Origin of the sequence: Rhodoferax sediminis (assembly GCF_006970865.1) — a bacterium.
Taxonomy (GTDB): Bacteria; Pseudomonadota; Gammaproteobacteria; order Burkholderiales; family Burkholderiaceae_C; genus Rhodoferax_A; species Rhodoferax_A sediminis.
In genome coordinates, this window is sequence record NZ_CP035503.1 from 194686 (window position 1) to 216983 (window position 22298).

Annotated in this window: 23 protein-coding genes; 17 read left to right on the forward strand and 6 right to left on the reverse strand. The window is 65.8% G+C overall.

All coding sequences use genetic code 11. The features are described 5' to 3' along the window. Positions 1 to 21: 21 nt before the first annotated feature. Positions 22 to 513: a single-stranded DNA-binding protein gene (gene ssb / locus EUB48_RS00940; protein WP_142817115.1), complete on the forward strand. Its 492-nt coding sequence runs from the start codon at positions 22 to 24 to the stop codon at positions 511 to 513. Beyond that, positions 494 to 1885 carry a MipA/OmpV family protein gene (locus EUB48_RS00945; RefSeq protein ID WP_142817116.1) on the forward strand — a complete coding sequence of 464 codons (1392 nt, stop codon included), beginning with the start codon at positions 494 to 496 and terminating at the stop codon, positions 1883 to 1885. Before ssb ends, EUB48_RS00945 begins: the two co-directional genes overlap by 20 nt. Before the next feature lie 90 nt (positions 1886 to 1975). Here EUB48_RS00945 and mnmA read toward each other — a convergent pair whose 3' ends face one another. The 3 genes from mnmA to EUB48_RS00960 all read right to left on the reverse strand — a co-directional run bounded on the left by mnmA (position 1976) and on the right by EUB48_RS00960 (position 5051). Further along, complete coding sequence (gene mnmA, locus EUB48_RS00950; RefSeq protein WP_142821038.1) at positions 1976 to 3127, reverse strand: tRNA 2-thiouridine(34) synthase MnmA; 1152 nt, start codon at positions 3125 to 3127, stop codon at positions 1976 to 1978. An 86-nt stretch (positions 3128 to 3213) separates the two neighbouring features. Continuing rightward, positions 3214 to 4578 carry a DUF3443 family protein gene (locus EUB48_RS00955; RefSeq protein ID WP_142817117.1) on the reverse strand — a complete coding sequence of 455 codons (1365 nt, stop codon included), beginning with the start codon at positions 4576 to 4578 and terminating at the stop codon, positions 3214 to 3216. Further along, the gene (locus tag EUB48_RS00960; protein ID WP_168226679.1) at positions 4575 to 5051 is read right to left on the reverse strand and encodes a DUF2844 domain-containing protein; all 477 of its coding nucleotides are present in this window, start codon (positions 5049 to 5051) and stop codon (positions 4575 to 4577) included. Before EUB48_RS00960 ends, EUB48_RS00955 begins: the two co-directional genes overlap by 4 nt. Positions 5052 to 5215: 164 nt before the next feature. On the opposite strand from EUB48_RS00960, the gene EUB48_RS00965 reads away from it, so the two are divergent. From EUB48_RS00965 to EUB48_RS00985, 5 genes are all read left to right on the forward strand, one after another. Beyond that, on the forward strand, positions 5216 to 6343 hold the full coding sequence (locus tag EUB48_RS00965) for a Re/Si-specific NAD(P)(+) transhydrogenase subunit alpha (protein ID WP_142817119.1): 1128 nt from the start codon (positions 5216 to 5218) through the stop codon (positions 6341 to 6343). A 22-nt stretch (positions 6344 to 6365) separates the two neighbouring features. Then, entirely contained in the window at positions 6366 to 6707 is a 342-nt protein-coding gene (locus EUB48_RS00970) for an NAD(P) transhydrogenase subunit alpha part 2 (RefSeq protein ID WP_142817120.1), read from the forward strand. Continuing rightward, on the forward strand, positions 6704 to 8131 hold the full coding sequence (locus EUB48_RS00975; protein WP_142817121.1) for an NAD(P)(+) transhydrogenase (Re/Si-specific) subunit beta: 1428 nt from the start codon (positions 6704 to 6706) through the stop codon (positions 8129 to 8131). Before EUB48_RS00970 ends, EUB48_RS00975 begins: the two co-directional genes overlap by 4 nt. Positions 8132 to 8230: 99 nt before the next feature. Continuing rightward, positions 8231 to 9907 carry a long-chain-fatty-acid--CoA ligase gene (locus tag EUB48_RS00980; RefSeq protein ID WP_142817122.1) on the forward strand — a complete coding sequence of 559 codons (1677 nt, stop codon included), beginning with the start codon at positions 8231 to 8233 and terminating at the stop codon, positions 9905 to 9907. A gap of 64 nt (positions 9908 to 9971) precedes the next feature. Beyond that, positions 9972 to 10724, forward strand: a complete 753-nt coding sequence (locus EUB48_RS00985; RefSeq protein ID WP_142817123.1) for a 5'-methylthioadenosine/adenosylhomocysteine nucleosidase — start codon at positions 9972 to 9974, stop codon at positions 10722 to 10724. A 162-nt stretch (positions 10725 to 10886) separates the two neighbouring features. Here the strand turns inward: EUB48_RS00985 and corA are convergent, their stop codons facing one another. Beyond that, a complete protein-coding gene (gene corA / locus EUB48_RS00990; RefSeq protein ID WP_142817124.1) occupies positions 10887 to 11873 on the reverse strand; it encodes a magnesium/cobalt transporter CorA in 987 nt (328 codons plus the stop codon). 41 nt (positions 11874 to 11914) lie between these two features. Beyond that, a complete protein-coding gene (locus EUB48_RS00995; protein ID WP_142817125.1) occupies positions 11915 to 13132 on the reverse strand; it encodes a patatin-like phospholipase family protein in 1218 nt (405 codons plus the stop codon). Positions 13133 to 13347: 215 nt separating this feature from the next. On the opposite strand from EUB48_RS00995, the gene hpf reads away from it, so the two are divergent. From hpf to hprK, 3 genes are all read left to right on the forward strand, one after another. Beyond that, positions 13348 to 13683 carry a ribosome hibernation-promoting factor, HPF/YfiA family gene (gene hpf / locus EUB48_RS01000; protein ID WP_142817126.1) on the forward strand — a complete coding sequence of 112 codons (336 nt, stop codon included), beginning with the start codon at positions 13348 to 13350 and terminating at the stop codon, positions 13681 to 13683. Positions 13684 to 13857: 174 nt separating this feature from the next. Next, the gene (locus EUB48_RS01005; protein ID WP_077561834.1) at positions 13858 to 14325 is read left to right on the forward strand and encodes a PTS sugar transporter subunit IIA; all 468 of its coding nucleotides are present in this window, start codon (positions 13858 to 13860) and stop codon (positions 14323 to 14325) included. A 101-nt stretch (positions 14326 to 14426) separates the two neighbouring features. Further along, positions 14427 to 15377, forward strand: a complete 951-nt coding sequence (gene hprK / locus EUB48_RS01010; RefSeq protein WP_077561835.1) for an HPr(Ser) kinase/phosphatase — start codon at positions 14427 to 14429, stop codon at positions 15375 to 15377. Between the two features lie 20 nt (positions 15378 to 15397). Here hprK and fur read toward each other — a convergent pair whose 3' ends face one another. Beyond that, entirely contained in the window at positions 15398 to 15844 is a 447-nt protein-coding gene (gene fur / locus EUB48_RS01015; RefSeq protein WP_142817127.1) for a ferric iron uptake transcriptional regulator, read from the reverse strand. A gap of 84 nt (positions 15845 to 15928) precedes the next feature. Between fur and EUB48_RS01020 the strand changes: the two genes are divergently transcribed. The 7 genes from EUB48_RS01020 to EUB48_RS01050 all read left to right on the forward strand — a co-directional run bounded on the left by EUB48_RS01020 (position 15929) and on the right by EUB48_RS01050 (position 22272). After that, positions 15929 to 16477 carry an outer membrane protein assembly factor BamE gene (locus tag EUB48_RS01020; protein ID WP_142817128.1) on the forward strand — a complete coding sequence of 183 codons (549 nt, stop codon included), beginning with the start codon at positions 15929 to 15931 and terminating at the stop codon, positions 16475 to 16477. A gap of 21 nt (positions 16478 to 16498) precedes the next feature. Further along, positions 16499 to 17344, forward strand: a complete 846-nt coding sequence (gene dapB / locus EUB48_RS01025; RefSeq protein WP_142817129.1) for a 4-hydroxy-tetrahydrodipicolinate reductase — start codon at positions 16499 to 16501, stop codon at positions 17342 to 17344. 2 nt (positions 17345 to 17346) lie between these two features. After that, positions 17347 to 18009 carry a MotA/TolQ/ExbB proton channel family protein gene (locus EUB48_RS01030; protein ID WP_142817130.1) on the forward strand — a complete coding sequence of 221 codons (663 nt, stop codon included), beginning with the start codon at positions 17347 to 17349 and terminating at the stop codon, positions 18007 to 18009. 21 nt (positions 18010 to 18030) lie between these two features. After that, complete coding sequence (locus EUB48_RS01035) at positions 18031 to 18459, forward strand: ExbD/TolR family protein (RefSeq protein ID WP_142817131.1); 429 nt, start codon at positions 18031 to 18033, stop codon at positions 18457 to 18459. Positions 18460 to 18557: 98 nt separating this feature from the next. Further along, positions 18558 to 21227, forward strand: coding sequence for a leucine--tRNA ligase (gene leuS / locus EUB48_RS01040; RefSeq protein ID WP_142817132.1), 2670 nt, complete (start codon positions 18558 to 18560; stop codon positions 21225 to 21227). A 2-nt stretch (positions 21228 to 21229) separates the two neighbouring features. Continuing rightward, positions 21230 to 21721 carry an LPS-assembly lipoprotein LptE gene (locus tag EUB48_RS01045; protein ID WP_142817133.1) on the forward strand — a complete coding sequence of 164 codons (492 nt, stop codon included), beginning with the start codon at positions 21230 to 21232 and terminating at the stop codon, positions 21719 to 21721. Positions 21722 to 21795: 74 nt separating this feature from the next. Then, entirely contained in the window at positions 21796 to 22272 is a 477-nt protein-coding gene (locus EUB48_RS01050; RefSeq protein ID WP_142817134.1) for an Lrp/AsnC family transcriptional regulator, read from the forward strand. Positions 22273 to 22298: the final 26 nt, after the last annotated feature.

Sequence of the window (22298 nt, forward strand, 5' to 3'; positions counted from 1 at the left end):
CTTCTTACAAGGCAGGGCATCATGGCATCCGTCAACAAAGTCATCATCGTCGGCAACCTGGGCCGCGATCCGGAAGTGCGCACCTTCCCCAGCGGCGACCGGGTCGCCAATGTCACCATTGCCACCACCGACAAGTGGAAAGACAAGCAGTCCGGCGAGATGAAGGAGGCGACCGAATGGCACCGCGTCGTCTTCAACGGCCGGCTGGCCGAAATCGTCGAGCAGTACCTGCGCAAGGGCGCGCAGGTCTACGTCGAAGGCAGCCTGCGCACACGCAAGTGGACCGACAAGGACGGCATCGAAAAATACAGCACGGAAATCCGCGCCGACCAGATGCAGATGCTGGGCAGCCGCCAGGGCATGGGCGGCCCCGGCGCGGATGATGCGGGCGGTGGTGGCTATGCGCGGGCGCCGGCGCCCGCTGCGCGCGCCGGCGCTCCCGCGCCGCGCGCTGCGGCCCCGGCCAAGTCGGCCAGCGGCTTCGACGACATGGATGACGATATCCCGTTCTGATCGGTGGCGCGGCGTCCGGCGCGCCGTCGCCGGGGCCTTGGGTCTGCTGCTGGCGACAGCGGCATGCGCCAACACCGACCCCCTGAGCGACCTCCTGACCATCCCCGGCAGTGCCGGGCTGGGCGCCATGACGCGCATGGAGCGCTCACCCTATGTGGGTGGCGGCACGCGCTATGACCTGCTGCCGCTGTACCTGTACGAAGGCGATCGGCTGTTTTTGCACGCCAGTCGCGGCGGGTTCAAGGTTTTCAAGAACGAGACCCAGCGCGTCGACATTTTTCTGGATCGCCGCTTCGACGGTTTTCCCGCCGACCGGATCCCGCCCAGCCTGGCCGGCATGGCGCCGCGCGTACCCAGCGTGGACCTCGGCATGTCGTGGCGCTATCGCCAGCCGTGGGGCACCGTGCAGGCCGAGTTGCTGCACGACGTCGAGGACGCCTCCAGCGGCAGCGAGCTGCGCCTGGCCTACGCCTTCGATTGGCGCTCGGGCCGGCTGGCGCTGCGCCCGAGCGTGACGCTGTCGGCGCGCGACGCCAAGCTCAACAACTATTACTACGGCGTGGCGCCGGCCGAAGCCATGCCGGGGCGGCCGGCCTACGCGCCCGGCGCCGGCATCGACACCTCGATGGCGCTGTATGGCTCGTACGACCTGTCCGAGCGCTGGCGACTGCTCGGCGGTGTTTCGGTCACCCGGCTGTCCCGCGCGGTACGCGCCAGCCCGATCGTGCGGCAAGGCGTTTACCCGGCCGTGTTCGTCGGCGCCGCCTACGACTTCGGCAGCCGCGAGAAAGCCTGGGAGGGGACCCGTTCGCCCACGTATGTGAAGGTGCTGCATGGCGCGGCGGCGGCCGACGGCTGTCACCTGATCCGCATCATGACGCTGCAGTGCGCCAGCATCGACAATGTCCACCCGACCAGCGAAACGGGCGTGCAGGTCGGCAAGCCTTTCATTGAAAAGCTGGGTGGCTGGCCGCTCGATTTCGTCGGCTACGTCGGGCTCTTGCGCCACAACGACAGCGGCCTGCAGCCGAATGGCTGGCAGGCCGATGTCTTCATGAAGGCCTATTACTACGGCTTCCCGTGGAGCGCGCGGGTGCGCACGCGGCTCGGGTTTGGCGCTGGTGTTTCGGTGGCGCAGCATGTGCCGTATGCCGAGGCCAGCAGCCTGGCCGCCACCTCGCGCGTGCTCAACTACCTGGAGCCGACGATCGACGTCAGCGTGGGCGACCTGATCGGCTCGCGCGCACTGAAAGACACCTACCTTGGGTTTGGCGTGTCGCACCGCTCCGGGATTTTTGGCTCATCGAGCCTGCTGGGCAATGTGAACGGCGGCTCGAACTACCTCTACACCTACCTCGAAATGGTGCTGTAGATTGCCTTTTTTGCAGCCTATTGCGTACTATCGAAATAGTAGCTAAAAGTGGAAACTGAATAAGGATTTGAGGCCGATTTCATGCCTGTTTCAGGCGCTGGCCGTGATCACGCCGCCGCCCAGGCAGACCTCGCCGTCGTACAGCACGGCCGACTGCCCGGGCGTCACCGCCCACTGCGGCGCGCCAAAGCTCAGGTGCAGCGCGCCATCGGCGCCACAGGCCAGCGTGCAGGCGGCGTCCAGCTGGCGGTAGCGGGTCTTGGCGGCCAGCGCGAGGGAGGCGGGGGCGCTCCCGGCATCGGGCGCTGCGGTGGGCGCCGCGCCCGCGACCCAGCTCGCATCCTCAAAGGCCAGCGTGTGCGACAGCAGCCACGGATGCTCGTGGCCCTGCACCACCCACAGCGTGTTGTGGGCGATGTCCTTGCGCGCCACGAACCACGGCGCGTGCTCGCCGCCCCCGCGCGGCGCGCCGCGCGCCTTCACGCCGCCAATGCCGAGTCCCTGGCGCTGGCCCAGGGTATAAAAACTCAGGCCCTGGTGCTGGCCCAGCACGCGGCCGCGCTCGTCCTTGATCGGGCCGGGTTCCTTCGCGATGTAGCGGTTCAGGAAGTCGCGGAACGGCCGCTCGCCGATGAAACAGATGCCGGTGGAGTCCTTTTTTTTCGCATTCGGCAGCCCGATCTCGGCCGCGATGCGGCGCACCTCGGTCTTGTGCAGCTCGCCCACCGGGAACAGCGTTCTGGCCAGTTGCGCCTGGTTCAACCGGTGCAAAAAGTAGCTCTGGTCCTTGGACGGATCGAGCCCCTTGAGCAGTTCGTAGCCGGCGCTGACTTCGTTGTAGCGGACCCTGGCGTAATGCCCGGTGGCAATCCTGTCGGCGCCGAGCCGCAGCGCGTGGTCCAGGAAGGCCTTGAACTTGATCTCGGCGTTGCACAACACGTCGGGGTTGGGCGTGCGCCCGGCCCGGTACTCGCGCAGGAACTCGGCAAATACCCGGTCCTTGTACTCGGCGGCAAAGTTGACGTGCTCGATCTCGATACCCAGCACGTCGGCCACGGCGGCGGCGTCCACGAAGTCGATGTTGGAGGAGCAGTACTCGCTGTCGTCGTCATCTTCCCAGTTCTTCATGAAGATGCCGATCACTTCGTAGCCCTGCCGCTGGAGCAGGTGCGCGCTGACCGCAGAGTCCACGCCTCCGCTCAAACCGACGACTACCCGCTGCCCGCTGTTGCGCTTGTCCATAGGCATGGGATTATCCCCGGGTATGACGGGATCGCCGCCGCGGGGCCGCCCGGCGGATGGGTCACATCCGGTAGCGAAACCCCTTGTTACGGTGTATAGCCAAACGCCGGGCCGGTCACCAAAAAACCGGGCGCCGACTGGTTCTCGATCAGGGTGGCGATGGTGCGCCCGAAGAAGAAGCTGGCACCCAGATCCAGCGTGGGGTTGCTGCCGAGCCTGCCACCGTCTGCTGCCAGGCCGGGAATGACGTTGTAGCCGGGGTTGGCGGCCGCCGCGCTGTTGGCATTGACGACGAGCACATTGGCCGTTGCCGAAGTGGCCGATTGCCCGGTGTTGGTGGCGATCAGGGTGACCGACGACGCGGGGCACAGATAGCCCGTGCCTGCCAGCGAGCCCGAGGCGCAGGCGGGCAGGCTGACCGTGCCGGTCGTGGGCATGAAGTTGGCGGAGGAACCGCTGTCGATGAAGCTGCGGGGCAGCGTGTTGCCGTTGAAACTGGCCGTGAAATAGCCGCCCGCGTCGGCTTGCAGAACCGCGCTGGCAGACGGCAAGGCGTTGTTCGCCCGTGTGCCGATGCCCAGCACCAGCAGGCCGCTGGCCTGCGGCGCGGCGCCGGCCGGCAGGCTGATCAGGCTGCCATTGTTGTCACTGGTCGCGGCAGACACCGGGTTCGGGATTTGCCGGGCCACGGGCATGGCAATGGCACTGCACGAACCGGCGCCTGCACCTGCGCATTGGTAGTAGATCGGTGCCGCGACCTGCGCACAGGTTGCGCCGCAATCCTGTGCGAACAGGCCGATGCCGACAACGCCGTTGCCGCCCAGGGCGCTGGCGCTCTGCAGCGGCGTGCCCTGACCCGTGCAGCTCGACGGCGTCGCGGCGACGCGCGGGTCGGTGTCGCCAATGAGCTGGATCGGGATGTTGAGTGCCGCGTTGCCGTTGTAGCCGGAGCTGCCCCAATGCATGTCCACCAGGCGCACGCCACCCCACGCCACCCCGGAGACGAAGGGCAGGCATTCGCCAACCACCGAACCCGCAGCGGTGGACGCCTGGGGCAGCGCCCCGAGCAACGCGGCGTTGGCCGTGTTGACGGCCGAAGCCAGCAAACGCAGGCCCACCGAGCCGGTGTCCACCAGCACGTGATGGATGATGGCGCAGTTGCTGCTGCTCCCTGGTGCGCAGATCTCGATGTCCGTGAAGATCGCGTTGGGGATGGCGCTGGTCGATGCCGACGCACCGCCATCGACATAGATGGGCACGGCGTTGGCATCGCCGGCACTGGCGGATGGCGCAGTAGAGCTGGTCGACGCGGTGGGGACGGCAGAGGTGCCTCCACCCCCTCCACAGGCGGCCACGGCGCAGGCCAGCAGAAAAGCGAAGCTCCATTGCGGCAACCGGGTCCAGGCGTCGGCGCCGCAAGCCGCGGGAACGCGTTTCGGGGTAGTGGTCATTGCGCAAGCTCCTGCAGGTCGAATCCGGCGGGCAGTCTGGAGCGCAGATAGGAATAGCCACTGTAGGCCCGCAGGTGGCCGGTGGAGACCAGTACCCAGTCCCCGTCGTCCGCCTGCAGCAGGCGCGGTGAACGCAAGGTGTGTGGGGCTTGCTGGGCGGCGTCGAGGCTGGCCTTGTAGCTGCCCAGCAGCACCGAGAGGTCGGGCATGATGGGCGCCGCCCAGGACACCGCGAAGGCATTGCCGCTGGCATCCACAAACTCCACGGCACTGCCGCCGGCCGGCAGCGTCATCTGATGGCGTGTGAAGGCCGCACCGGTGGCCGTACCGGCCCGGGTCTGGGCCGAGAAGGCGCGCGCCTGCAGCCGCGTGGCATCGGCGGGAACGTCGGTGGCATGGCCGCCCAGGGCGGCCCGGGCGGCACCGGTGGCCAGCACAAGCGCCAGCGTTGCGGCAGATCGCGGAAGGTGCATGGCTTGCTTTCGTGAAGGTGATTCCTGTCGGTTGATACATTGTGCCGGCAACGGGAATGTCTCCGGCCTGCTGGCCGTAGCCATAGGGCAACGCGGTTCGAACGCTGTGCGAAGTAATGTAAGCTTGAGGTAAACCCAGATTCAACAACGAGAGGAGACGCTCCATGCAGATAGGCGTACCTGCCGAAACCACGGTGGGCGAGACCCGCGTTGCCGTCACCCCCGAGACGGCCAAAAAACTCATCGCCCAGGGCCACACGCTGCATGTCCAGTCGGGCGCCGGCGTGGCCGCCAGCGTCACCGACGAAGCCTATGCCGCGGTCGGCGTGCAGATCACCGATGCGCCGGGGGCTTTTGGCTGCGAGCTGGTGCTCAAGGTGCGAACCCCGTTCGGCGGTGAACTGGCACTGATGAAGCCCGGCACCACGGTCGTGGGCATGCTCAACCCGTTCGATGCGGCGGGCCTCCAAAGCCTGGCCGGCGCCCAACTCACCGGCTTTGCGCTCGAGGCCGCACCGCGCACCACCCGCGCGCAGAGCATGGACGTGCTCTCCAGCCAGGCCAACATCGCGGGCTACAAGGCCGTCATCATGGCGGCCGACGGCTACCAGCGCTTTTTCCCGATGCTGATGACGGCGGCCGGCACGGTCAAGGCCGCCCGCGTCGTGATCCTGGGAGTCGGCGTGGCCGGGCTGCAGGCCATTGCCACGGCCAAGCGGCTGGGCGCCGTGATCGAGGCCTCCGACGTGCGCCCCAGCGTGAAGGAGCAGATCGAGTCGTTAGGGGGCAAGTTCATCGATGTGCCCTATGAAACCGACGAGGAGCGCGAAGCGGCGGCCGGCGTCGGCGGCTACGCCAAGCCGATGCCGCCGAGCTGGCTCGCGCGCCAGCAGGTCGAGGTGGCCAAGCGTGTGGCGCAGGCTGACATCGTGATCAGCACGGCGCTGATTCCGGGCCGTCTGGCCCCGGTGCTGATCACCGAGGAGATGGTCAAGTCCATGAAGCCGGGCTCGGTGATCGTGGACCTTGCGGCCGGCAAGGGCCCCGATGGCGGCGGCAACTGCCCGCTGACCGAGACCGACCGCACCGTCGTGAAATACGGCGTGACGCTGGTCGGCGAGACCAATCTGCCCGCACTGGTGGCGGCCGATGCATCGTCGCTCTATGCGCGCAACGTGCTCGACTTCCTCAAGCTGATCCTCACCAAGGAAGGTGCGCTCAAGATCGACCTGGAAGACGACATCGTGGCGGCCTGCCTGATGACCCAGAACGGCGAAGTGCGCCGCAAATAACGACCCAACCAGGAGCGACATCATGGACGCCGTCTCACCCACCATTCTCAATCTGATCATTTTCGTGCTGGCGATTTACGTCGGCTACCACGTGGTCTGGACCGTCACGCCGGCCCTGCACACGCCGCTGATGGCGGTGACCAACGCGATCTCGGCCATCGTCATCGTCGGTGCCATGCTGGCCGCCGCCCTGACCGTCACCGGCCTGGGCAAGACCATGGGCGTGCTGGCGGTGGCGCTGGCCTCGGTGAACATCTTCGGCGGCTTTCTGGTGACGCGCCGCATGCTGGAGATGTTCAGGAAGAAAGAGAAGAAGGCCGTGCCGGCGGCGCCTTCGGCGGCTGACAAAGGGGCCGCCAAATGAGCATGAACGTCGTTACCCTGCTGTATCTGTTTGCCTCGATCTGCTTCATCCAGGCCCTCAAGGGTCTGTCGCACCCCACCACCTCGATTCGGGGCAACTTTTTCGGCATGCTTGGCATGGCCGTGGCCATTGTGACCACGGCCGCGCTGATCGTCGAACAGTCCGGTGGCCAGGCGCTGGGCATGGCCTGGGTGCTGCTCGGCGCGGTCGTTGGCGGCGGCTACGGCGCGTGGCGCGCGAAGACCGTCGAGATGACGCAGATGCCCGAACTGATCGCGTTCTTTCACAGCATGATCGGCCTGGCCGCGGTGTTCATCGCCGTGGCCGCCGTGGCCGAGCCCTCGGCGCTCCTGCACGGGCTCGAGCAGGGCGCCGCGATCCCGACCGGCAACCGGCTGGAGCTGTTCCTGGGTGCGGCCATCGGCGCCATTACTTTCAGCGGCTCGGTGATTGCCTTTGGCAAGCTCAGCGGCAAGTACAAATTCCGCCTGTTCCAGGGCGCGCCGGTGCAGTTTCCGGGTCAGCACATGCTGAACCTGGTGCTGGCCCTGCTGACCATCGGCCTGGGCATCGCGTTCATGGCGACCGAGAGCTGGAGCGCGTTCTTCGCGATGCTGGTGCTGGCGTTCGTGCTGGGCGTGCTGATCATCATCCCGATCGGCGGGGCCGACATGCCGGTCGTGATCTCGATGCTCAACAGCTACTCGGGTTGGGCCGCGGCCGGTATCGGCTTCTCGCTCAACAACTCGATGCTGATCATTGCCGGCTCGCTGGTGGGATCCTCGGGGGCGATCCTCTCCTACATCATGTGCAAGGCCATGAACCGCTCGTTCTTCAACGTGATCCTGGGGGGCTTCGGCGGCGAGACGGCAACCGCCGCGGCCGCCGGCGCGGTGCAGCGCCCGGTCAAGAGCGGCAGCGCCGATGATGCCGCCTTCGTGCTCAGCAATGCCGAGACCGTGGTGATCGTGCCCGGCTACGGCCTGGCCGTGGCGCGCGCCCAGCACGCGGTGAAGGAGTTGGCCCAGAAATTGACCGATAAGGGCATCTCGGTCAAGTACGCCATCCACCCGGTGGCGGGGCGCATGCCGGGCCACATGAACGTGCTGCTGGCCGAGGCCGAGGTGCCGTACGACCAGGTGTTCGAGATGGACGAGATCAACGGCGAATTCGGCCAGGTCGACGTGGCCATCATCCTGGGCGCCAATGACGTGGTGAACCCCGCCGCGCTGGTCAAGGGCAGTCCGATCTACGGCATGCCCATTCTGGAAGCCTACAAGGCCAAGACCGTGATCGTGAACAAGCGCTCGATGGCGGCCGGCTATGCGGGCCTGGACAATGAGCTGTTCTACATGGACAAGACCATGATGGTCTTTGGCGACGCGAAGAAAATCGTGGAAGAGATGGGCAAGGCCATCGAGTGATGCGCCCTTGAAATCCCTAGGGAAAACACACTCGCTGCAGGTCGAGGCGGCAGGGACAATGCAGGTGTTTCATTGTGCTGAAAGTTTGGAGACCGCCTCATGACTGCTCGCCCCTGGCTCAACGCCTACCCTGCCGGTGTCCCGGCCGACATCGACGTGAACCAGTACACATCGCTGGTGGAGCTGATCGACAGCGCATTCCAGAAGAACGCGGACAAGCTGGCCTACAGCTTCATGGGCAAGGCGATCAGCTACGCGCAGACCGACAGCCTGTCCCGGGCCTTTGCCGCCTACCTGCAAAGCCTGGGCCTGCAGCAGGGCGACCGCGTTGCCATCATGATGCCCAATGTGCCGCAGTATCCGGTGGCGGTGGCCGGCATCCTGCGCGCGGGCTACGTGGTCGTCAACGTGAATCCGCTGTACACCCCGCGCGAGCTCGAACACCAGTTGAAGGACAGCGGGGCCAAGGCCATCGTGATCATCGAGAACTTCGCCACCACGCTGGAGCAGTGCGTGGCGCAAACGCCCGTCAAGCACATCGTTCTGTGCGCCATGGGCGACTCGCTGGGCCTGATCAAGGGCGCCCTCGTCAACTACGTGGTGCGCAACAAGAGAAAAATGGTGCCGGCGTTCAACCTGCCGGGCGCGGTGCGGTACAACGACGCGATCGCCCAGGGCAGGCGCGGCAGCCTGAAGAAGCCGTCGATCAAGGCGGACGACGTGGCGGTGCTGCAATACACCGGCGGCACCACCGGCGTGAGCAAGGGCGCCACGCTGTTGCACCGCAATCTGGTCGCCAACATCCTGCAGTCCGAGGCCTGGTACCAGCCCGCCCTCAAGAAGATCCCGGCGGGCGAGCAGATCGTCACCGTCTGCGCGCTGCCGCTCTATCACATCTTCGGCTTCAACACCAATATGATGCTGTCGCTGCACATGGGCGGCGCCAACATCCTGATCGCCAATCCGCGCGACCTCGGCGCCACGCTCAAGGAGCTGTCGCAGCACAAGTTCCACAGCTTTCCGGCCGTCAACACGCTGTTCAACGGCTTGCTGAACCACCCGGACTTCGGCAAGGTCGACTGGCGCCATCTGAGCATTTCCGTCGGCGGCGGCATGGCGGTGCAAAGCGCCGTGGCCCAGCAGTGGCTGGAGAAGACCGGCTGCCCGATCGTGGAAGGCTATGGCCTGTCGGAGACCAGCCCCTCGGTCACCTGCAACCCGGTGGACAGCACGGCCTACAGCGGCAACATCGGCCTGCCCATGCCCAACACCGAACTCAAACTGCTGGACGACGACGGCAACGAGGTGCCCCCGGGCCAGCCCGGTGAGATCGCCATCCGCGGCCCGCAGGTGATGGCGGGCTACTGGCAGCGGCCCGACGAGACCGCCAAGGCCATGACGGCGGACGGCTTTTTCCGCTCGGGCGACATCGGCACGATGGACGAGCGCGGCTTCTTCAAGATCGTGGACCGCAAGAAGGACATGGTGCTGGTCAGCGGCTTCAATGTCTACCCCAACGAGGTGGAAGACGTGGTGGGGCAGATGCCCGGCGTGCTGGAATGCGCCGTGGTCGGGGTGCCCGACGCCAAGACAGGCGAGGCGGTCAAGCTGGTCATTGTCAAGAAGGATCCTGCCCTGACCGAGGAGCAGGTGCGCGCCTTTTGCAAGGCCAACCTGACCGGCTACAAGCAGCCCAAGGTGATCGAGTTCCGCACCGATCTGCCGAAGACGCCGGTCGGCAAGATCCTGCGGCGCGAATTGCGCGACAAGAAGTAAGACTTGTCAGCGCCTGGTGGGTGCGTGGCACGCGCCCGCCAGGCCGCCGGGAGCCTCCCGTTTCATGAGCCGTACCGCCATCCTCAGCGCCCTCACCGAGGAGCAGCACGGGCTGCTGGCGCTGCTCCAGCGGCCGCAAAAAATCAGCCATGCGGGCCGCGACTTCTGGCTCGGCGAGCTGCTCGGCAAGCCCGTGGTGCTGGCGCTGTCGCGCATCGGCAAGGTGGCGGCGGCGACCACCGCAGCCGCCCTGATCGAGCAATTTGGCGTGGCGCGCATCGTGTTCACCGGTGTCGCCGGCGGGCTGGCACCGGGCGTGCAGGTGGGCGACGTGGTGGTGGCCAGCGGCTTTGTGCAGCACGACATGGACGCCTCGCCGATCTTTCCGCGCTACGAGCTGCCGTTGTATGGGCGCTCACTGATCGCTTGCGATGCGGCCTTGACTGCTCTGCTTTTTGAAGCGGCTGAGGCTTATCTGGCAAGGACTGGCGTAGGTTTTAATGTCTCATCTAGCGTGCCGGTACAGCGGGTGCATCACGGCCTGATTGTCAGCGGCGACCGCTTCGTGTCTGCGGCCGGCGAGTCCGCCGCGCTGCGCAGTGCCTTGCAGTCGGCAGGCCACGAGGCGCTGGCGGTCGAGATGGAGGGCGCGGCGGTGGCCCAGGTCTGCCTCGACTACGGCGTGCCGTTTGCCGCCGTGCGCACCATCTCGGACCGCGCGGATGACCAGGCGCATGGCGACTTCGCGCTGTTCGTGCAGACCGTGGCCGGCCGCTATACCGACCACATCGTGCACGGGTTTCTCGACAAGCTATAAATTTGATAGCTGTTTGCGCTTGGTGGATAAGGGTTGGAGGTCAATTTGACTGATGCATGCAACCTGGCGCAATCCAAGCCAGTAGATGCCGCGGAGCGGGCTTCGCCCGGCCGCTGGCGTCGTCCCCCTCGGAGGGAAGGCGCGCAGCGCCTCAAGGGGGATTCACTTCAGCCAGCCGCGCTTGCGAAAGTACCACATCGGCCCCAGCGCGCTGGCCACCATCAGCGCCAGCGCGTAGTGGTAGCCGAGCGCCCAGTCGAGCTCGGGCATGGCCTTGAAGTTCATGCCGTAGATGCTGGCGATCAGCGTGGGCGGCAGCAGCGCCACGCTGGCCACCGAGAAGATCTTGATGATCTTGTTCTGGTTGATGTTGATGAAGCCGACCGTGGCGTCCATCAAAAAGTTGATCTTGTCGAACAGGAAGGCCGTGTGCGAGTCGAGCGAGTCGATGTCGCGCAAAATCTGCCGCGCGTCCTCGAACTGCTCGGCGCCCAGCATCTTGCTGCGCATCATGAAGCTGAGCGCGCGGCGCGTGTCCATCATGTTGCGCCGGATGCGGCCGTTCAAATCCTCGTGGCGCGCAATCGCGCCCAGCACCTCGCCGGCCAGTGCGTCGGTCACGTGGCCGGACAGCACCTGGGTGCTGACTTTCTCCAGCTCCACGTAGATGCCCTCTAACGTGTCGGCCGAGTATTCGGCGTCGGCGTCGAACAGCTTGAGCAGCACGTCCTTGGCGTCCTCGATCAGGCCCGGCGCTCGGCGCGCGCGCATGCGCAGCAACCGGAACACCGGCACGTCTTCGTCATGGATGGAAAACAGCACGCCGCGGCTCTTCAGATCGGTGTTGTGCTGGTTCAGGATGAAGGCCACGCGCACCGTACGCGGCTCGGTCTCGTCGGCAATCAGGAAGTCGCTGCGGATGTGCAGCTCGCCGTTGTCTTCCTCGTAAAAGCGCGCCGACTCCTCGATGTCCTCATCCATCGCGTCTTGCGGAATGGACAGGCCGTAGTACTGCTGGATCCAGCGCTTTTCTTCGACCGTGGGGGACTCCAGGTCGACCCAGATCGGCTGGAACCGCGATAACTCCTCCAGCGACTCGATCTCCTCCTGGAACAGGCGGCCGTTGGCGAGCGAGAAGATGTTGAGCATGGCGGGCGGGGTGAGCCGGGATTATCGCATCGCGCCCCGCCTCAGGAGCCCGCAAAGAAGGCCAGCAACTCGCCCTTTCGGGCATAGGCGTCCTGCCTGCCCAGCGTCATCAGGGTCTGCACAAAACCGGGCTCGAACAGCAGGTAGCTGGCCAGCGCGGCGCCGCCGCCATTGGACGCACCCAGGCCGCCGAGCGCGCGGCGCACCCCGGCGGGCAGTTCGTGGGCGTGTACTTGCGCCAGCGCATCGAGCGACTGGCTGGGCTGGATCGCCAGCACGTCCACGCTGCGATAGGACAGGCCGGCCACCAGTTCGCGCGGCAACTGCTTCATGGTTTTGGTCACGCGCTGGGCCTGCTCGACGTCCGCCTGCAGCGTGTCGTGGAACACGCTGGCCATGGCGTGGCCGGCAATGCTGCCCAGTGTCGGGCCGTGCGCGCCCTCTTGCACGGTGGTGCCGACCAGGCTCGAACGCTGCGGTTGCCCGACGCCCACCACCAGCACCTTTTGCGCGCCCAGGTGCATGGCCGGCGACAGCGGCGAGACCTGGCGCATCGAGCCGTCGCCAAAGAACTCGCGCCGCCCGTCGACCCACAGCGGCGTAGCCGGAAAGAGAAACGGAATGGCGCTTGAGGCGATCAGGTGCTCGATGGTGATGGGCTGGAACTCCGCACGGCGCCCCGGCCGGATCCATGCCTGGGGCGCTGCGTCATGCGCCGTATGGCAAAACGTCCAGTGCACGCCGCTGGTATAGCTGGACGCGGTGACGGCCAGTACCTCGATGGTTCCGCTGCGCAGTGCTTCTTCGATGGCCGGCAGCGAGATGGCGCGGTGCAGGGTGTCCACCAGTGGCATGTTGTCCAGGATGGCGCCCTGCGCCAGCGCCTGGCGCGACAGGCTCAGCGCCGCCAGAAACCGGCCGATGCCGCCCGACCAGGGAATCCGCGACGAGACGTTGAGCGCATACACGTGGTCCGAGCGCAGCTGCTCCCAGAACTGCGCCAGCCGGTCGAAGGCTTGCAGCCCCGCTGTGGCGCAGCCCGCCAGAAACGTCGTGTTCAAGGCGCCGGCGGAGGTGCCCACCAGGATCTGGAACGGGAAGGTCTGCGTTGCCTGCGGCCGCAGCCGCAGCATGGCCGAGAGCGCCTGCAGCACGCCGACCTGGTAGGCGGTGCGGGCGCCACCGCCCATGAGGACCAGCGCGTTGCGGGGATGGGGTGCCAGGGTAAACCCTGCATGAATAACGGTGTCCAGACTCATGGATGAAAGGGTAGGGCAAGGGCCGGAGGTGCGGCCGGGATGGAAGGCCCCTGCTTCATAGGGCCGATAGGGAGGGCTGTCAAGACTTCTGCGGGCCGGGGATTGCTTTTAACAGGCAACCGGGGCATAGTGAACTTGCCTTCGGAAATTCACGCTTCGCCTGCCACTTGCAGTCACGCGGGTGGCAATTTCAACCCAGAGCCCAGGAGGTTTTTATGAATTTGACGATCAGCGGTCACCACCTTGAAGTCACCCCTGCCCTGCGCAGTTACGTGACGACCAAGCTGGATCGAATCAGCCGCCACTTTGACCAGGTTGTCGATGTCAAGGTGCTGCTTACCGTTGAGAAACAGAAGGAAAAGGAAAGAAGGCAACGCGCCGAGTGCAATATCCATGTCAAGGGGAATGACATGTTTGCAGAAAGCTCGCACGAGGATTTGTATGCCGCCGTGGATGAACTGGTCGACAAGCTGGATCGCCAGGTGGTGCGCCACAAAGACCGGCTGCAGCAGCACAACCATGTAGGGGCCAAGCGCGTGACGGTGATGTAAACGCCGCGTGGGTCCTCCCGCGCCGAACACGCCAAGCCGCCCGACCTTCGGGCGGCTTTTCTTTTTGTTGACTGCCGTGACTTAGTTGGCACTTCAGCCCGACAATGATGGCGTTTTGTGACGGGCGCATGACCCCCGCGCGGCGCAGGTGCATAATCCGTTTTGATTACCCCTATGAATCGTCTCGCGTCCATCCTTCCTGCCGCTCAAGTTCTCGTGAGCGTCGATGCCACCAGCAAGAAGCGTGCTTTCGAGGAAGCCGGCTTGCTGTTTGAAAACCTCCACGGCCTGTCGCGCGCGCTTGTCACCGACAGTCTGTTCGCCCGCGAGCGGCTGGGCTCCACTGGCCTGGGCCATGGCGTGGCCATTCCGCACGGACGCATCAAGGGCCTGAAGGCGCCCATGGCGGCCGTGTTCCAGCTGGCGCAGCCGATCGGATTCGATGCGCCCGACGAGCAGCCCGTGGGCTTGCTGATCTTCCTGCTGGTGCCCGAGGCCGCGACCCAGAAGCACCTGGAAATCCTCTCGGAGATTGCCGAATTGCTGAGCGATGCGGCGCTGCGGGAAAAAATCAAGGCCAGCACGGATGCGACGCTGTTGCACTCCCTGATCTCGACCTGGCAGTCGGCTCAACTGGCCTAAGCGATGACCCCCACGCTGGTCACTGCGTGTCATGCGCTGCCCTCCAAGGGGGCCTTCGCGTCCTGGGGCGGCCCGGCGTCGCTCAAGCATTCTACTTTTCGATGAAACCGACGGTCGTCAGCGCCGACGTCCTGTTCGAAGTGTTCCGTGCCGCCCTCAAATGGGAGTGGGTGGCGGGCTTGGGCGCCTCCGAGCGCCGCTTTGATGAGGACGCGGTGCAGGCGGCGCGCTCCGGCGCCGACCTGGTGGGCTACCTCAATTACATCCACCCTTACCGCCTGCAGGTGCTCGGGCCGCGCGAGGTGGCCTATTTGCTCCGGGGCACGACCGAAGACTGCGCGCGCCGCATTTCCCGCATCGTGACGCTGGAGCCTCCCGTACTCGTGCTGGCCGACGGGCAGGCCGCGCCCGACGCCCTGCTGGCGATGTGCGAGCGGGCCCAGATCCCGATGTTCGCCACGCCGGAGCCGTCGGCCTTTGTGATCGACGTGCTGCGCGCCTATCTGTCCCGGCACTTTGCCGACCGCACCTCGATGCACGGCGTGTTCATGGACATCCTGGGCCTGGGCGTGATGATCACCGGCGAGTCCGGCCTGGGCAAGAGCGAACTCGGGCTGGAGCTGATCTCGCGCGGCAACGGCCTGGTGGCTGACGACGCGGTGGAACTGGACCGCATCAACCAGACCACGATCGAAGGCCGCTGCCCCGAACTGCTGCAAAACCTGCTCGAAGTGCGCGGCATCGGCTTGCTCGACATCCGCGCCATCTTTGGCGAGACCGCCGTGCGACGCAAGATGCGGCTCAAGCTCATCGTCCACCTGGTGCGTAGCGAAACCCTGGAGCGCGACTACGAACGCATGCCCTTCGAGCCGCTAACGCAGGACGTGCTCGGCGTGCCGGTGCGCAAGGTGGTGATTCAGGTGGTGGCGGGGCGCAATATTGCCGTGCTGGTCGAGGCAGCGGTGCGCAGCACCATTTTGCAACTGCGCGGTATCGACACCTACCAGGAGTTTGTGGCGCGGCACCGCCGCGCGATGGACCGGAAAAGCTGAAGCAGCGCCGCGTGCAAGCACTAGCCGCGGTGGTGCGACACCGCCGGCCGGTTGGGGCAGTCCTGTTTGGTGCAGTTCGCATACAGGCTCAGCGCGTGGTCGGCGATCGCGAACCCCTTGGCCTTGGCCACCGCATGCTGGCGCTCTTCGATTTCAGGGTCGTAAAACTCCTCCACCCGCCCGCAGTCCAAACACACCAGATGGTCGTGGTGCTGGCCTTCGTTGATCTCGTACACGGACTTGCCGCTCTCGAAATGGCTGCGGCTCAAAATGCCGGCCTGCTCGAACTGGGTCAACACGCGGTACACCGTCGCCAGCCCGATATCGGAGCGCTCTTCCAGCAGGACGCGGAACACGTCTTCGGCCGTCATGTGGCGCTGCGCACCTTTCTGGAAAATCTCGAGGATTTTCAGACGTGGCAGCGTCGCTTTCAACCCGGTGCTCTTGAGTTCGTCGATGTTGTCCATGTGCGTCTTTCGGTGCGGGTGGGCAGGCTGCCCTGACAGGCCCAGCCGCTACAATGGCTTGATCATATCGCTATACATTTGCCCATGCGTTCCATGTTCCTTCGAGGCGCCCGACTGGCCCTGAGCCTGCTGGCCGGCGCTGGCCTGGCCGCCTGCAGCACTTTCAACAGCGCCAGTACCAGCGTGGCCGGCATCATCACACCCTACAAGGTGGAGATCGTGCAGGGCAACTTTGTGTCCAAGGAGCAGGTCCAGGCGCTACAGCCTGGCATGAGCCGCCAGCAGGTCAAGGATTTGCTGGGCACGCCCCTGCTGACCGACATGTTCCATGCGGACCGCTGGGACTATGTGTTCACCCTCAAGCGCCAGGGCGTGGAACCCCAGTCGCGCAGGCTGACGGTGTTTTTCAAGAACGACGTGCTCGAGCGCTTTGAGGGCGACGAGATGCCCAGCGAGGCCGAATTCGTGGCCGCGCTGTCGTCCGGCCGCAAGCCGGGCAAGGTGCCGGTGCTGGAAGCCTCCGAAGAAAGCCTGAAGAAATTCCCCGCAGCGCCGCCTCCCGCCGATGCGACGCCGTCGTCCAGCGCCCCGCTGCCCGCCAGTTACCCGCCGCTTGAAGCGCCTGGGCGCTGAAACCCGCTGGCCATTGACCTCATGACACAGACCCCCTCCCAACCGGTGCACGGCACCGCTGCCGCCCCGCACCGAATTGCCGTGGCCGGCGCCAGCGGCCGCATGGGCCATATGCTGATCGAGGCCATCCGGGCCGCGGACGACTGCCAGCTGGCCGGCGCACTGGACATGGGCCAGAGTCCGGCGATCGGCCTCGATGCGGCGGCCTTCCTGGGGCACGCCAGCGGCGTTCCCATTACCTTCGACGTGCGCGCCGGCCTGCAAAACGCGCAGGTCCTCATCGACTTCACGCGCCCCGAGGGCACGCTGGCGCACCTGCGGGTGTGCCGTGAGCTGGGCGTGAACGCGGTGATCGGCACCACCGGCTTCAGCGATGCGCAAAAGCTGGAGATCGCCGCCGCCGCGAAAGACATCGCCATCATGATGGCGCCCAACATGAGCGTGGGCGTCAACGTCACGCTCAAGCTGCTGGAGATGGCGGCCCGGGGGCTGGCCACCGGCTACGACATCGAAATCATCGAGGCCCATCATCGCCACAAGGTCGACGCGCCCTCGGGCACGGCGCTGAAGATGGGCGAGGTCGTCGCTGGCGCGCTGGGGCGCGACCTGAAGGACTGCGCCGTGTATGCGCGCGAGGGCATCACCGGCGAACGCGACCCGTCCACCATCGGCTTTGCCAGCATCCGCGGTGGCGACATCGTGGGCGACCACACCGTGCTGTTCGCCGGCATCGGCGAGCGCATCGAAATCACCCACAAATCGTCCAGCCGCGCCACCTACGCGCAGGGCAGCCTGCGCGCGGTGCGCTACCTGGCCGGGCGCCGCGCCGGCCTGTTCGACATGTTCGACGTGCTGGGCCTGAAGTAAACATGGGCGTGTGGGCGCTGTTCGCGCAGGGAGACCTCATCACCAAACTGGTCACGGCGCTGCTGCTCCTCATGTCGGTCGCCAGCTGGGTCGTGATCCTGTGGAAGACCTGGCTGCTGCGCCGCGCCGGCGGCGACGTGGGCCGCAGTACGGCGGCTTTCTGGCAATCCGCGACGGTCGACGAGGCGCGCCAGCGTGTAGCAGCCTTTGACCGCGAAGTCCTTGTGCTGCCTTTGATTGCGGCCATCAAAACGCAAGCGCCGCAAACGCTGGCCAGCGCCGGCGACCGCTCCCAGCAACTGACCCGGGTGCTGCGCGACGCGCTGCATGGCGTGCTGCGCAAGCTGCAGTTCGGCCAGGTGTTGCTGGCCACGGTGGGCTCTACGGCGCCGTTTGTCGGCTTGCTGGGCACGGTCTGGGGCATCTACCACGCGCTCATCGGCATCTCCGGGGCCGGCCAGATCACCATCGACAAGGTCGCCGGCCCGGTGGGCGAGGCGCTGATCATGACCGCGGCCGGTCTGGCAGTGGCGATTCCGGCGGTGCTGGCCTACAACGTGCTCGGGCGCTTTGTCGGCAGCATCGAGGCCGACCTCGAAGGCTTTGCCCGCGACATTCGCGAATTGATGGCAAGCCATCCGGGCGAGCGCTCGCCTCATCCCTGATTCGATGCCACGGGCTGCACCATGGGTTTTGGCCGTTTAGAGCGCAGCGAGCGCCCGACGCCGATGAGCGACATCAACATGACGCCGCTGGTCGACGTCATGATGGTGCTGGTGGTGATTTTCATCCTCACCGCGCCGCTGCTGGCCAGCTCGATCCGTCTGGATTTGCCCCAAACCGGTGCGGCCGGCCCCAGTGATGCGCCCAAGTTCGTCACCCTGGTGGTTGACAAGACGGGCCAGGCGTTCCTGAACGACAAGCCCGTGACCCAGGCCGAACTCGCCGCCAGCCTGGTTGAGACGGCCGCCCGCAACCCCGACACCGAGGTGCAGCTGCGTGCCGACCAGGCGGTGCCGTACGGGCGCGTGGTGCAGGTCATGGGCGCGGCGCAACAGGCGGGGCTGAACCGGATTGGCTTCGTTGCCGATCCGCCCAGGCCGGCGCCAAAGTAAGCGCGCCCCACGCGCGCGGCTGCAGCGCCTAAAATCCAGCATTCGTGCAGGACCGCTCCGTGCCTGCAACCTCATCGCTGCGACAGGTTCCCTCTTCCATGCAAGAAAAATACAGCCATCTCGACGTAGAACAAGCGGCGCACGCCCACTGGACAGCGGTGGATGCCTACCGCGTCACCGAGAGCGCGCGGGACGCGCGCGGCGAGCTCCGAAAGAAGTTCTACGCCTGCTCCATGCTGCCCTACCCCAGCGGCAAGCTGCACATGGGTCATGTGCGCAACTACACCATCAACGACATGCTCACGCGCTACCTGCGCATGAACGGCTACAACGTGCTGATGCCCATGGGCTGGGACGCGTTCGGTCTGCCCGCGGAAAACGCCGCCATGAAAAATGGCGTGCCGCCCGCCAAGTGGACCTACGACAACATCGCCTACATGAAGCAGCAGATGCAGGCGATGGGTCTGGCGATCGACTGGAGCCGCGAGGTGGCGACCTGCGACCCCACGTACTACAAATGGAACCAGTGGCTGTTCCTGAAGATGCTGGAAAAAGGCATTGCCTACCGCAAGACGCAGGTCGTCAACTGGGACCCGGTCGACCAGACCGTGCTGGCCAACGAGCAGGTGATCGACGGCAAGGGCTGGCGCACCGGCGCGCCGGTGGAAAAGCGCGAAATCCCGGGCTACTACCTCAAGATCACCGACTACGCGGAGGAGCTGCTGGAGCAGGTGCAGACCGGGCTGCCGGGCTGGCCCGAGCGCGTCAAGCTGATGCAGGAAAACTGGATCGGCAAGAGCGAGGGCGTGCGCTTCGCCTTCAAGCACGACATCCGGGGCGACGACGGTGCGCTGATCCAGGACGGCCGCATGTACGTGTTCACCACGCGCGCCGACACCATCATGGGTGTGACTTTTTGCGCCGTGGCGCCCGAGCATCCACTGGCCACGCAGGCCGCCAGATCCAACCCGAAGCTCGCGGCCTTCATCGAAGCGTGCAAGAAGGGTGGTACCACCGAGGCCGAGCTTGCCGCACGCGAAAAAGAAGGCATGTTCACCGGCCTGTACGTGACGCACCCGCTGGAGGGCGATCCGATTCCGCTGTGGGTCGGCAACTACGTGCTGATGGGCTATGGCGACGGCGCCGTGATGGGTGTGCCCGCGCACGACGAACGCGATTTCGCCTTCGCGAAGAAATATGGCCTGCAGATCAAGCAGGTGGTACTGGTGGACGGCGAGCACTACGACTTCCACCACTGGCAGGACTGGTATGCCGACAAGGCGGCGGGCGTCACCATCAACTCCGACAGCTTCAGCGGCATGGGCTTGCAGGAGGCCGTGCTGGCCGTGGCGCACGCACTCAAGCGCAAGGGCCTGGGCGAGTTGCGCACGACGTGGCGCCTGCGCGACTGGGGTGTGAGCCGCCAGCGCTACTGGGGCACGCCGATCCCCATCATCCACTGCCCCGAACACGGCGCGGTGCCGGTGCCGGAAAAAGATTTGCCCGTAGTGCTGCCGCAGGACTGTGTGCCCGACGGCTCGGGCAACCCGCTGCTCAAACACGAAGGCTTCCACGCCGGCGTGACCTGCCCGATCTGCGGCCAGGCGGCGCGGCGCGAAACCGACACCATGGACACCTTTGTCGATTCGTCCTGGTACTTCATGCGCTACTGCGATCCGAAGAACGAGCAGGCCATGGTGGCCGAGGGCGCGGCCTACTGGATGCCGATGGACCAGTACATCGGCGGCATCGAGCACGCCATCCTGCACCTGCTGTATGCGCGCTTCTGGACCAAGGTGATGCGCGACCTCGGCCTGGTCAGGGTCGACGAGCCCTTCACCAGGCTGCTGACCCAGGGCATGGTGCTGAACCACATCTACTCGCGCAAGAACGAAAAGGGCGGCATCGAGTACTTCTGGCCGCACGACGTCGAGCCCGTGATCGACCCGGACGGCAAGCAGGTGGGCGCCCGACTCAAGAACGCCGTCGGCGACCTGCCGGCCGGCCTGCTGATCGACTATGAAGGCGTGGGCACCATGTCCAAGTCGAAGAACAACGGCGTCGATCCGCAGGACCTGATCGAGAAATACGGCGCCGACACCGCGCGCCTGTACACCATGTTCACCGCGCCGCCCGAGGCCACGCTGGAGTGGAACGACCTGGCGGTCGAGGGCTCGTACCGCTTCCTCAGGCGGGTCTGGGGGTTTGCTGCGAAAAACGTAGCTGTCTATGCAGGTGGGACAAGGGCCAGGGTCGAATTTGACTCAAAAGCCAAGGCACTGCGACTGGAAATCCACAGCCTGCTCAAGCAGGTGGACTACGACTACCAGCGCATGCAGTACAACACCGTCGTCTCGGGCGCGATGAAGATGCTCAACGCGCTGGAGAGCTTCAAGAACGACGGCTCGGCGAGCAGCCACGCCGCGCTGGCCGAGGGCTTTGGCATCCTGCTGCGCTGCCTGTACCCGGTCGCGCCGCACATCACCCATGCCCTGTGGCAGGAACTCGGGCTGGCCGCACAGCATGGCGAGCTGCTCGATGCGCCCTGGCCCCAAGTCGATCCGCAGGCGCTGGAACAGGACGAGCTGGAGCTCGTGCTGCAGGTCAATGGCAAGCTGCGCGGCGCCATCCGCGTGCCCGCAGGCGCCAGCCGCGAGGCGATCGAACGCATCGCGACGCGCAGCGAGGCCTTCATCAAGGTGGCCGACGGTGCGAAGCCGAAAAAGATCATCGTGGTGCCGGGCCGTCTCGTCAACGTGGTGATTTGACCGTGCAGCGCCGTTTGATCCTGGTGACCGCGGGCGCGGGCCTGCTCACGGCCTGCGGCTTCCAGCTGCGCCAGGCGCCCCACTTTGCGTTCACCTCGCTGTACAGCGCGGCCGCCACCCCGCTGGGCAACGAGCTCAAGCGCGACCTGGTGGCCGGTGGCAAATTGCAGGTGATCAGCGACGCCAAGCAGATCGACAGCGCCCAGGTCATTCTGGATATTCTGGGGGACCAGCGCGAGCGCGTGGTGGTGGCGCTGAACTCCGCGGGCCAGGTGCGCGAGCTGGAGCTGCGCCTGCGCGTGCGGTTCAGGCTGCGCAGCAAGGATGGCAAGGAGCTGATTCCCGAGACCGAGCTGCTGCAGCGGCGCAACGTCAGCTACAACTCCTCCGTGGTGCTGGCCAAGGAGGCCGAGGAAGCCCTGCTGTACCGCGACATGCAGACCGACGTCGTGCAGCAGCTCATGCGCCGCCTCGCGGCCGTGAAGGAAATATGAAGCTTTGCGGGACAGACCGTAGCGCCAGCGGCGCGGAGCTCTGTCCCCAACTGACTAGAGGGCCGGACTGAGTCATGCCGCTCGACCCCACCGACCGCAAACTGCTGGCCGCGCTGCAGCGCGATGGCCGCGCCAGCATGGAGGCGCTGTCGCAGCTGGTGCACCTGTCGGCGCGCGCCACCCTGAACCGGGTGCGCAAGCTGGAGGCCGATGGCCACATCGAGGGCTACCGCGCCGTACTGGCGCGCGCCAGCCTGGGCGAGCATGTCTCCGTGTTTGCCGAGATCGCGCTGAAGGACCAGCGCCGGGCCACGGCGCAGCGTTTCGAGCGACACATGCTGGCCTGCCCCGAGGTGGTGGCCTGTTATTTGATCAGCGGCCGCTATGACTACCTGGTGCGCGTGGCCTGCCGCGACCTGGCCCATTACCGCGACCTGACCAGCGTCTGGCTGGACGATGTGACGCTGGGCATCGAAAAAATCATGACCAACACCGAGCTGCAAACTGTCAAGGAATTTGCCGGCTTCCCGTTACCGCTGGTCAAGCCCTGAGGCCATCTTCCGAATCGGAAGTTCAA